This is a genomic window from Alcanivorax sp. HI0044, from assembly GCF_001634945.1.
This window is the reverse complement of sequence record NZ_LWEZ01000558.1, coordinates 1-10,482: the sequence shown is the minus strand read 5'-3', so window position 1 is coordinate 10,482 and position 10,482 is coordinate 1. Positions and strand designations below refer to the sequence as shown.

At 58.5% G+C, this 10,482-nt stretch carries 11 protein-coding genes; all 11 read left to right on the top strand.

The genetic code is table 11. The features are described from left to right. On the top strand, positions 1-624 hold a 624-nt coding region (locus A3730_RS06760), incomplete at its 5' end, for a chemotaxis protein CheB (RefSeq protein ID WP_231883877.1). Positions 625-700: 76 nt separating this feature from the next. After that, complete coding sequence (locus A3730_RS06755) at positions 701-1,156, top strand: chemotaxis protein CheW (RefSeq protein WP_063520034.1); 456 nt, start codon at positions 701-703, stop codon at positions 1,154-1,156. Beyond that, positions 1,153-2,160 (top strand): MBL fold metallo-hydrolase, encoded by a 1,008-nt coding sequence (locus A3730_RS06750; RefSeq protein ID WP_063520033.1) that lies wholly within the window; start codon positions 1,153-1,155, stop codon positions 2,158-2,160. The genes A3730_RS06755 and A3730_RS06750 overlap by 4 nt, the downstream gene beginning before the upstream one ends. After that, a complete protein-coding gene (locus A3730_RS06745) occupies positions 2,153-3,139 on the top strand; it encodes a lysophospholipid acyltransferase family protein (protein ID WP_063520032.1) in 987 nt (328 codons plus the stop codon). Before A3730_RS06750 ends, A3730_RS06745 begins: the two co-directional genes overlap by 8 nt. A gap of 184 nt (positions 3,140-3,323) precedes the next feature. Continuing rightward, positions 3,324-4,844, top strand: a complete 1,521-nt coding sequence (locus A3730_RS06740) for a BCCT family transporter (protein ID WP_063520031.1) — start codon at positions 3,324-3,326, stop codon at positions 4,842-4,844. 86 nt (positions 4,845-4,930) lie between these two features. Further along, positions 4,931-5,419, top strand: coding sequence for a peptidylprolyl isomerase (locus tag A3730_RS06735; protein WP_063520030.1), 489 nt, complete (start codon positions 4,931-4,933; stop codon positions 5,417-5,419). A 289-nt stretch (positions 5,420-5,708) separates the two neighbouring features. After that, positions 5,709-6,173 (top strand): NfeD family protein, encoded by a 465-nt coding sequence (locus tag A3730_RS06730; RefSeq protein WP_063537762.1) that lies wholly within the window; start codon positions 5,709-5,711, stop codon positions 6,171-6,173. Positions 6,174-6,234: 61 nt separating this feature from the next. Next, on the top strand, positions 6,235-7,194 hold the full coding sequence (locus A3730_RS06725; protein WP_063520087.1) for an SPFH domain-containing protein: 960 nt from the start codon (positions 6,235-6,237) through the stop codon (positions 7,192-7,194). 213 nt (positions 7,195-7,407) lie between these two features. Then, positions 7,408-8,934 (top strand): DUF1254 domain-containing protein, encoded by a 1,527-nt coding sequence (locus tag A3730_RS06720; protein WP_082872284.1) that lies wholly within the window; start codon positions 7,408-7,410, stop codon positions 8,932-8,934. Between the two features lie 191 nt (positions 8,935-9,125). Further along, positions 9,126-9,665 carry a lactoylglutathione lyase gene (gloA, locus tag A3730_RS06715; RefSeq protein ID WP_063521287.1) on the top strand — a complete coding sequence of 180 codons (540 nt, stop codon included), beginning with the start codon at positions 9,126-9,128 and terminating at the stop codon, positions 9,663-9,665. Positions 9,666-9,781: 116 nt separating this feature from the next. After that, positions 9,782-10,258 carry a helix-turn-helix domain-containing protein gene (locus A3730_RS06710; RefSeq protein ID WP_082872283.1) on the top strand — a complete coding sequence of 159 codons (477 nt, stop codon included), beginning with the start codon at positions 9,782-9,784 and terminating at the stop codon, positions 10,256-10,258. Positions 10,259-10,482 lie beyond the last annotated feature (224 nt).

Below are 10,482 nucleotides of genomic sequence, written 5' to 3'. Positions count from 1 at the left end.
TTCCAGGCCATTCGCCCCGGCGACCGCCCCCGGCAGGTGTGGGTGCTGGGCGCCAGCCTGGGTGGCCCGGCCGCGGTGAAACTGTTTCTCGATTGCCTGCCGGCCAATCTGCCCGTGGCCTTCGTGCTGGCGCAACACATCGACGGCAGTTTTCTGGAGACCCTGTGCGGCGTGCTGGGGCGGGATAACCCGATCCAGTGCAAGATCGGTGTGGACGGGGAAGCCCTGCGACACGGCGAGCTGGCCATTGTGCCGGTAGAGTACGCCGTGCGCTTTCGCCACGACGGCCGTATCCAGTCCACCGGCGAGACCTGGGAAGGCCCCTATGCGCCCTCAATCGACCAGGTTATCCAGCATGTGGGCGAGGGTTTTGGCAACGCCTGTGGCGCCATTCTGTTTTCCGGCATGGGCAACGACGGCGCCATCGCCGCGCCGCGCCTGGCCGCCACCGGCTGCCCGGTGTGGGCACAAAGCGCAGACACCTGTGCCGTCAGCAGCCAGCCAGACTCGGTACGGGAAACCGGCTGCGTCAGCTTTAATGGCTCCCCCGAACAACTTGCACTGCAGCTGGTGGAGCGGGTAAGAAGGGAGCTGGCACAGGCTCCGCTTCCGCAACATCAGTAGCACCAACAACAGTGACGGCTCGCGCTCGGCCACAACCGGCCCGCGACGACATGATGACAAGAAAAGGAACAGCACTATGGCGCAGTTGCCCTCCGATATTTCCAGCCTGCTGATCCCCATGCAGGGGCGCCCCTGGCTGGTGCCCAATATTATCGTGGCCGAGGTGATTCCATTGCGCCAGCCGGATCGCCCGGGCCATGGTCCCGAATGGCTGCTGGGCTGGCTGAGCTGGCGCGACCAGCAAATTCCGCTGCTGTCGTTTGAGAAACTCAACGAGTCCGGCCAGGTCACCATCGGCCAGGATGCCCGCATCGCGGTACTCAATACCGTCGCCAACCAGGCCCCCTTTTATGCGGTGATCGTGCAGGGGATTCCCCGCCTGATGAAAGTGGCCAAGGACGATCCGGTGGAAGAGCCGGTGGATACCGGCCCGGCAGAAGCCATGTACATTCAGGTGGGCGGCGACCTGGCGGTAATCCCGGATCTGGACGCCATCGAGGGCGCCGTGGCGGGGCTACAGAAACCGGCATGATCGACCGTCAGCGACTAGCCGCGCTGGCCGCCGAGGAACCCGCCAGCCAGCGCCGCAAGCACGCCTTTCGCAACCGGTTTGCCACTCCGCATCACGGGCTCGGCGCCTTCCTGCGCTGGCAGTGGGAATCGCGCGGGCGCTTTCCCGGCCACCAGTCCTTCCCCCTGCACACCCCGGACCCGGAACAGCTGCGTCAGCCGGGCAACCGCCCACAGATCACCTGGATCGGCCACGCTACCTATCTGTTCCAGCACCGGGGCTGGAACCTGCTCACCGACCCGGTGTTTTCCGATCGCTGCTCTCCGTTCACTTTTGCCGGCCCAAAGCGGGCAGTACCGCCGGCGCTGACCATTGACCAGCTACCCGATATCAATGCCGTGCTGGTCTCCCATAACCACTATGATCACCTGGACAAGGCATCGGTAAAGCAACTACAGGCCCGCTTCGGCCGCGACATTCTCTGGTTCGTACCCCAGGGTATCGCCGCCTGGCTGCGCAAGCTGGGGGTGGAAAGGATCATCGAGCTGGGCTGGTGGCAGAGCGACTACCACGGCCAGGTAGAGGCTTTCTGCCTGCCCGCCCAGCACTTCAGCGGGCGCGGCCCCAACGACCACAACCAGACCCTGTGGTGCAGCTGGCGTCTGAATTTCCCGGATTTCAGCCTCTATTTTGCCGGTGACACCGGCTATGCACCGCTGTTTAACGAAATTGGTCAGGTATTCGGGCCGGTAGATCTGGCATTATTACCTATCGGGGCCTACGAGCCGCGCTGGTTCATGTCGCCGGTGCATATCAACCCGGCGGAAGCGGTGAAAATCCATCAGGATATTCAGGCGCGCCAGTCCCTGGCCATGCACTGGGGCACCTTCGTGCTTACTGACGAACCCATGGATGCACCGCCAAAAGCGCTGGCTCGAGCCCTGACAGAACAACACATTGAACACGCACATTTTCGGGTTCCGCAGCATGGCGAAACCCTGACCATTGAACTGACACATGAATAAACAATACCCAGGCCGCCGTCTGTGGATGGTGGTCCGCCTGCTTGCCTGGCTTCCCTTGCCGCTGGTCACCGGATTCGGTGCCGCCATTGCCACCCTGATTACCCTGGTGCCGCTGCGCTATGCCAGCGCCTACCGGGTGGTGTTGATCAACCTGCTGGCCACCCACCCGCAAATGTCCTACGCGGAAGCCAAAAAAATCGGCCGCCAGAGCCTGCGCGAACTGGGCCGCACGCTCACCGAATTCAGCCATGTATGGCACCGGCCTGTGGAAGAAACCCTGTCGCGGGTTACCCATATCCACGGCGAGCAGGCCTTTCTCGATGCCTGCGCCAGCGAACGGCCGGTGTTGATGCTGTCACTGCATCAAGGCAGCTGGGAAATCAGTAACCTGTATGTGGGCGACAAGGGCAGCCGGGACAAGACCCTGATCATGTACCAGCCTCACCCGGCCACGCTGATGGATGCCATGGTCAAGGCAGCACGAGAGCGCACCGGCTCGGTACTGATTCCCACCAACAGTCAGGGGGTCAAAAAAGCGCTGGCGGCCATGAAAGCCGGCGGCACCCTGGGTATTCTTTCCGACCATAATCCGGGCAACCGCAGCAATCCCTCGGTGCCGTTTTTCGGCTATGACGTGCCCACTCCCGCGCTGATCGACAAACTCGTCCAGCGTTACCGCCCCCATGTGTTTATCGTTTCCTGCATTCGCGGCGAGGGTGGAGTGAACGATATCCACCTTCACTTCGAAGAGGCCCCGGCCATCGAACAGGCCAGTGACACCACCGATATTCTCACCGCCATGAACAGCAGCCTGCAGCGCTGCATTGACCGCAACCTGAGCCAGTACCAGTGGACCTACAAACGGTTCAAATGGGGCCCACGCGGTCGGCGTAACTGGTACCGGCAATCCAACCGCCTGTTGGGCGAGATTCGTAACGGCAAAGATCGCAAGGCACTGGGCCTGCATCCCGACGCATAACAGCGGCTCGGCTGCCGCCCACCGGCAAGGTCATGTAGAATAACCCCACTGTTTCATGCGTTTGCGCAACGCGCCATTCACCTGTGACCCAAGGTCCTGGCCGCAGTTTCCGGGTTTTCCGTTCTGGTCTCCTTGTTCGCCGCAGCAACGCCTGCGTCCCGGTCGCGTCTCACAGGAGACCACAATGTCTTTCTTGTCTCGCACCTTCCAGGCCGTCGATATACCGGTCTTTATTCTCAGCGGCGGCCTGATCCTGCTGTTTGTAGGTCTGTCCCTCTGGGATATTGAACAAACCGCCGCCTGGGTACAGACCAGCTTTGCCTGGTCCACCAAGTTGTTTGGCGCCTATTGGCAGCTACTCATGCTCGCCACCTTCTTCATCTCCCTGTATCTGGCCATCAGCCGGGTGGGCAATGTGCGCCTCGGCGGCATGGAAAAACCGGAGCTGTCCACTTTCAAATGGGTATCGATCATCATGTGTACCCTGCTCGCCGGGGGCGGGGTGTTCTGGGCCGCGGCGGAGCCCATCGCCCACTTTGTATCGGCACCGCCCCTGTTTGGCGAAGCCAGCAGCCCTCTGGAGCAAGGCACCAACGCCCTGGCACAAAGCTTCATGCACTGGGGGTTCCTTGCCTGGGCCATTCTCGGTTGCCTGACCAGCATCACCCTGATGGTGCTGCACTATGACAAGGGCTTGCCGTTAAAGCCCCGCACCCTGCTTTACCCGGTGTTCGGTGAGCGCATCCTGCACGGCCCCGGCGGGGCGATTGTGGATGCCTGCTGTGTACTGGCCGTGGTGGCCGGCACCGTCGGGCCCATCGGCTTTCTCGGCCTGCAGGTCAGCTTCGGATTGAATGCGCTGTTTGGTATCGCCGACAGCTACAGCACCCAGGTGGCCGTTATTCTGGGGTTGGTGCTGATCTACACCATCAGCGCCATCAGCGGCGTAAACCGGGGCATCCAGATACTCAGCCGTTTCAATGTATTGCTCGCCATTGCGCTGATGGCATTTATCCTGATCGCCGGCCCAACCGCGTTCATCATCGATGGTTTCGTGCAGGGACTTGGCACCTACCTGGGTGAGTTTTTCCCCATGGCCACCTTCCGTGGAGATCCTGGCTGGCTGGACTGGTGGACGGTGTTTTTCTGGGGCTGGTTTATTGGCTACGGTCCGCTGATGGCCCTGTTCGTGGCACGCATTTCACGCGGGCGGACTCTGCGCGAGCTGGTCGGCGTAGTGGCCCTGGTGGCCCCGCTGGTGACCTGCTTCTGGTTCACTATTGTCGGCGGCACCGGCATCTCCCTGGAAATTACCCAGCCCGGTATTATTTCCAAACCCTTCGAAGGCTTTAATCTGCCCGCCGCCTTGCTGGCAACCACTCAGGCCCTGCCCTGGGGTACCTTGCTGTCTGGCCTGTTTCTGGTGCTGACCACCATCTTCGTGGCCACCACCGGTGACTCCATGACCTATAGCGTGTCGGTGGTGATGACCGGCACGGAAGAGCCGCCCTCTGCCATACGGGTATTCTGGGGCATCATGATGGGTGCCAGCGCCGCTATTCTGATCAGCATCGGTGATGGCGGCATTGACGCCTTGCAGAAATTTATCGTGGTAACAGCGGTGCCCGTGTCCCTGATTCTGCTGCCCAGCCTGTGGACCGGCCCGGCACTGGCCGGCGAACTGCTACGCAAACAACAAGCATAATTGCCTGCGACCCGGGCTGGCGGCACAATGCTGCCACCCTGGGCCCGCACCCGGCTCCCCATTTTCTGCCCCCTGGAGTGGCTTGCATGACTATCGAAAACGGCAAGGTTGTCACCTTGCAATACAGCCTGTTCAACGCCGATGACGGCAGCGAAATTGAAAGCTCCCGGGACACCGGCGAGCCCATGGCCTACCTGCACGGCTACAACAACATCATCAAGGGGCTGGAAACGGCCCTGGAAGGCAAGAACAGCGGCGATGAAGTGGATGTCACCATCAGCCCGGAAGACGCCTACGGCGAGTACAACAACGAGCTGTTTCAACGCATTTCCCGCAAGTACCTGAAACACGCAGGCAAACTGGAACCGGGCAAGGTGGTCACCGTTTCCACCGACGAAGGCCCCCGCATGCTCACCATTCTGAAAGTGGGCCTGAAAACCGTGGACGTGGACGCCAACCATCCGCTGGCTGGCAAGTCCCTGCGCTTCGTGGTGGAAATTACCGATATCCGTGATGCCACCGACGACGAGAAAGCCCACAAGCACGCCCATGGCGTGGGCGGCCATCAGCACTAACCCGTTGAAAGGTGAAAGTTTAAAGTTGAAAAGCGCGGGCAGGTTCTGGAGACACCCGGCAGACATCTGCGCCGCGCCGCAAAGTAGAACGAGGCCCAAAACAGGAGATGTTGAATAGCGCACGGTGTTGAGCCGCAGCGACAACTTTCAACGGTTGCTGAATGGCCCTCTCGCGCTTTGTAACTTTCAACTTTGAACTCGTCTCTCTCATTTTCAGCCATTTCCTACCGACGAACCTGTCACCAACGTGCTATCTTTGTGCATCAGAATAATGCACAGGAACACAGGTATGGATATGCCGGAATACAGTTACTGGATTATCGCCGGGCTCGCTCTGATGATCGCCGAATTTGCCGTCTCTGGCCTGGTGGTGATCTTTTTCGGCATCGCGGCCCTGCTGGTCGGCAGCCTGAAATTTCTCGGCCTGATTGATGACACGACCTGGGAACTCACTATTTTCGCGGTTACCAGCCTGTTGCTGCTGGTGTTTGTTCGCCGGGTTCTCAATGACAAGCTGATGGGGCGCGAACGGCAACGCCAGGGCGAGGAAGACAGCGCCGGCCTGATCGGCCACCGCGCCACCGTGGCTGAAGCCTTTGCCAAAGGCACAGGCACCGTAAACTACCGTGGCGCACGCTGGCAGGCCCAGTGCAGCCAGCCGCTGAACCCTGGTGACATGGTACGCATCACCCAGCACGAAGGACTCTGGCTGACAGTGGAACCCTGGCCGGCGGTTAAACCTGAAAACGACTGACGAACCCATTACGGATTTCTCTTTCTTTCATCACTCTACGCAATAACAAGGAACTGTATTCATGGCTGGTTTGATTATTTCCGGACTTCTCGCCCTCGGCGTTGTCGTGCTGCTCTTCATGGTCATTCGTATCGTGCCCCAGCGGCAGGTCTATGTGGTTGAGCGACTGGGCAAATACCAGACATCCCTGGATGCTGGCCTGCATTTTCTGATGCCCTTTATCGACCGTGTCGCCTACAAGCATTCCCAGAAAGAAATTGTTCGCGACGTACCGCGCCAGAGCTGTATCACCAAGGACAACATCGAAGTGTCTATCGACGGCGTCATGTACCTGCAAGTCATCGACCCCAAAGCCGCCAGCTACGGCGTGGACGACTATGTCATGGCGGCCCAGCAACTGGCCCAGACCACCTTGCGTTCGGTGATCGGTAAAATTGATCTGGACAAAACCTTCGAAGAACGTGGCGAAATCAATATGGAAGTGGTTCGCGCCGTTGACGAAGCCGCCCAACCCTGGGGCGTGAAAGTGCTGCGTTACGAAGTGGCCGACATCAACCTGCCCGTATCCATCAAGGATGCCATGGAGAAACAGGTCCGCGCCGAGCGGGAACGTCGCGCGGTGGTTGCTGAATCCGAAGGTGAGCGCCAGGCCGCCATTAACCGTTCCGAGGGTGACCGCCAGGCGGCGATCAACCGCTCCGAAGGTGAAAAGCAGGAGATGATCAACATCTCTGAAGGTGAGAAAATGAAGCAAATCAACGAGGCGGAAGGTCGCGCCCGTCAGATCGAGCTGATCGCCACCGCCACCGGCGAAGGTCTGCGCCAGGTTGCCTCTGCCGTGAAAGAAGACGGCGGCCAGGAAGCCGTCAGCCTGCGTATCGCAGAGCAATACGTTACCGCCTTCGAGAAAGTCGCCAAGGAATCCACCACCATGCTGCTGCCCCAGGGGCTCAGCGATATCGGCGGCACCGTCGCCAGCCTGCAAAAAGTCCTCAAGACCGTGGAAAAGACCCCCGCTTGATTTCCAGCCCTGCGAGCGACCGCCATGCGCTCGCTCGCAGGATTATCCCCTTCTTCAAACTCTTCGTCCCCTGCTAGCGCCCCGCAAACCTCGACCTGTTCACCCTTTCCTGGTGAACCCGAATAAATGAAAAGCCTGTTATCTGCTCCATGGTAATTAACCTGCCCCTGCTATAGATTTTATAAGGACAGGAATTCTGACATGGAGAGTATTATGAAACCCGGTATCCTAGCCGCTGGTCTGCTTGGGGCTGTTGCCCTTGTCGGCTGCAACAACGACAGCTCTGAAGAATCCGCACCGACCAACACAGCGCCTCCCGAAAACACCCCCGCAGCAGCCACCACAGTTCCTGACAATGAAACGCTTTCTCGCTCATTTGAAGACCTGAACCAGCCCGAAGAAGGGGCATCCATGTCCGAGTCTTACGCCAGGGTGGTTGCCGCTCAGTCCTATGTCTGGGCCTGGCCCATGGTCAACCAGGCGAATCGACGCGCGGGCATTACCCAGGCACCCAAACCTGGGTTACTCAACGGCATCGTACCAGTGGCCCCTCAGGGACACATTGCCATGCTCAATGACTACATTGATCCGGCAGAAACCTTTGTCACCTGCCCCAATCAGGATGTGGTTTATGGGCTGGGTTTCTTCTCTCTGAACGAGCAACCCGTTGTCATCCAGGTACCGGATTTTGGCGACCGTTTCTGGGTTTATGCGATTTATGACCAGCGCACCGATCAGGTCGGCGAACTGGGCACGCCCTATGGCACCGAGCCCGGCTTTTATCTTCTGGTCGGTCCCAACTGGGAAGGCGACGTGCCGGAAGGCATCAATGAGGTTATCCGCTCTTCCACGGAACTGGCCAACATGATCCCCCGCGCCTTCATGGATTCCACCGAAGAAGACAAGCAAGCCATTCAGCCAGTGATCAGCCAGATCAACGCCTATCCGCTGGAAGATTTCGATGGCGAAATGAAAACCACGGACTGGTCCCAGCTACCCACGTTCCCGGCACCGAAAAGCGACGGGGAAACCAAATGGGTAGAGCCGGAAAAATTCTTTGACCAGCTACACGCCGTACTGGACCAGGTACCGCCGCTGCCAGGCGAGGAAGCCATTTACGCCAATGTCCGCGCCCTGCTTGCCGCCGCAGAGCGCGACCCGGCCATCAAACAAGCCATTGTTGAAGTGGCCAAAGAGACCGAGAAGAGCGTGATTGCCGACTTTTTCAAATGGGAAAACAACGGCAAGGCTGCCGGCAATGGCTGGAACCGTTCCGTCAACAATGCAGAGTGGGGCGTGGATTACACCATGCGTACCGGCACCGCCCGCTCCAACATGTTTGATAACCGCCCCAATGAAACCCAGTATTTCTACACAGACAACGACGGCAATGACCAACAGCTTAGCGGGGATAACCTCTACAGTATTACTTTTGCCAAGGGAGAAACCCCGCCGGTGAAAGGCTTCTGGTCGCTGACCCTGTACAACGATAAACACTTGTTTTATCCCAATGATCTTGAGCGTTACTCTCTGGGTACCAAGAACAAGGACCTGAAACGTAACGATGACGGCTCCCTTACCTTGTACGCCGGGCACAACAAGCCATCAGAGGACAAGCTAAGTAACTGGCTGCCAGCACCGAAAGGCACCTTCTCTCTCTACATCCGGGCCTATTGGGGCAAACAAGCCATTCTCGATGGCACCTGGAAACCTCCGGTCATCAAGAAGGTCAGCCCGTAAGCTATCCGAAAGGGGCGCACTCAGCGCCCCTTTTTCAGCTCCATCACCAAACGTCGCGCGGGACCCATTCTTGCAGCACGGCTTGCTTTCAAGCTATTGCGGGCGCACTTTCACCCGCTACCGGGTTGCATTCCCTCCCCGCCGTCCCGATAGTCTGTAGCACCCTATGCACTGACTGATCTGGAGCCCCCATGTCCCGTCATTTTGAAAAAGCGGAAGGCCTGTTCGAACACCCGGATGAGGTCACCCATGAGTACCTGTTCAACCAGACCATGTTGCGGATCAAGGATCCGAAACCAAGCCTGGACTTCTACACCCGGGTGCTGGGCATGCGCCTGGTGCGCAAGCTGGATTTTCCCGAGATGCAATTCAGCCTTTATTTTCTCGGCTATCTGAGCGAAGAAGAAGCCGGTGAAGTACCTGGCAACGATGCCAAACGTCTGACCTTTACTTTCGGCCGCGAGGCCATGCTGGAACTGACCCACAACTGGGGCACTGAAGATGACCCCGCCTTTTCCTACCACGATGGCAACGCCGAACCCCAGGGCTTTGGCCATATCGGCATTACCGTTCCCGACGTTTACGCAGCAGCGGAGCGCTTCGAAAAAATGGGCGTGACGTTCGTCAAAAAACCGGATGACGGAAAAATGAAAGGCCTTGCTTTTATCAAGGACCCGGACGGTTACTGGATTGAAATACTGCAAGCTGACATGATGGAAAAGCAGGCGTAATCCGGGCAACAACATTTCACTTTTTTTACAGTAAAAAAGTTTTTTTGCCTCGCTCCGCGCTTGCCCCTAAGGTGGGATTTTGGCTTAACTCGCAAATCTCACCGAGGGGACAATCCGTGGCCACCACTTCCTTACTGACCGCACAACAACGCAAGACCTGCCAAACCCAAAGCAATCAGCCCGCCCCCAACGGCCCCCGTGCCAAAGCCTTACTGGCCCTGGACAAGGGCAGCACCCAGCAACAGGCCGCCGATGAATCCGGCCTGTCTATTGGCCAGGTGCGCTATTGCCTGCGCCGCTTTCGCACCGTTGCGCTGCAGCTGTTCGACCCGGTCACACCATCGGCAAGTAAACCAGTTGCCAAAACTGTTACCCCCGGCAAAGACGACGCGGCCGACAGCAAGCCGGCCAAAGACACCAGCAAACCCAAAAAAGACAAGGGCAGCAAGAAAGGCAAGGGCAAGGCACTGAAGCCAATCAAGCCCAAGTCGGACAAGGGCGATAAAAAGTCCAAGAAGAAAGACAAAAAGTCAGATAAAAAAGACAAGAAAGCATCAGGAAAAAAAGGCAAAAAGAAAAACAAGAAGAAGTGAGCTAGCGCCGCCAAGGGTCTCTCTGCGTCTTTTTATCCCACGATTGGGAAAAAGTGTGGGCGAGTAGCCAGATTTTTTTTGCCACACAAGCCTCTGGCCCTGGCGTCAGCCGCCCGTGCTACACTGCCGTTTTTGATAATCGGCCAGACGGGGGGATGCCTTGCTGACGCGTTTACCACCCTGGGTGGAAGTCGGGGCCTTTCTGCTGGCCTTTCTCGCCGGCA

Coding starts and splice junctions, on each gene's coding strand:
- A3730_RS06755 (WP_063520034.1), top strand. CDS start 701: ATGGCGCAGTTGCCCTCCGATATTTCCAGCCTGCTGATCCCCATGCAG.
- A3730_RS06750 (WP_063520033.1), top strand. CDS start 1,153: ATGATCGACCGTCAGCGACTAGCCGCGCTGGCCGCCGAGGAACCCGCC.
- A3730_RS06745 (WP_063520032.1), top strand. CDS start 2,153: ATGAATAAACAATACCCAGGCCGCCGTCTGTGGATGGTGGTCCGCCTG.
- A3730_RS06740 (WP_063520031.1), top strand. CDS start 3,324: ATGTCTTTCTTGTCTCGCACCTTCCAGGCCGTCGATATACCGGTCTTT.
- A3730_RS06735 (WP_063520030.1), top strand. CDS start 4,931: ATGACTATCGAAAACGGCAAGGTTGTCACCTTGCAATACAGCCTGTTC.
- A3730_RS06730 (WP_063537762.1), top strand. CDS start 5,709: ATGGATATGCCGGAATACAGTTACTGGATTATCGCCGGGCTCGCTCTG.
- A3730_RS06725 (WP_063520087.1), top strand. CDS start 6,235: ATGGCTGGTTTGATTATTTCCGGACTTCTCGCCCTCGGCGTTGTCGTG.
- A3730_RS06720 (WP_082872284.1), top strand. CDS start 7,408: ATGAAACCCGGTATCCTAGCCGCTGGTCTGCTTGGGGCTGTTGCCCTT.
- gloA (WP_063521287.1), top strand. CDS start 9,126: ATGTCCCGTCATTTTGAAAAAGCGGAAGGCCTGTTCGAACACCCGGAT.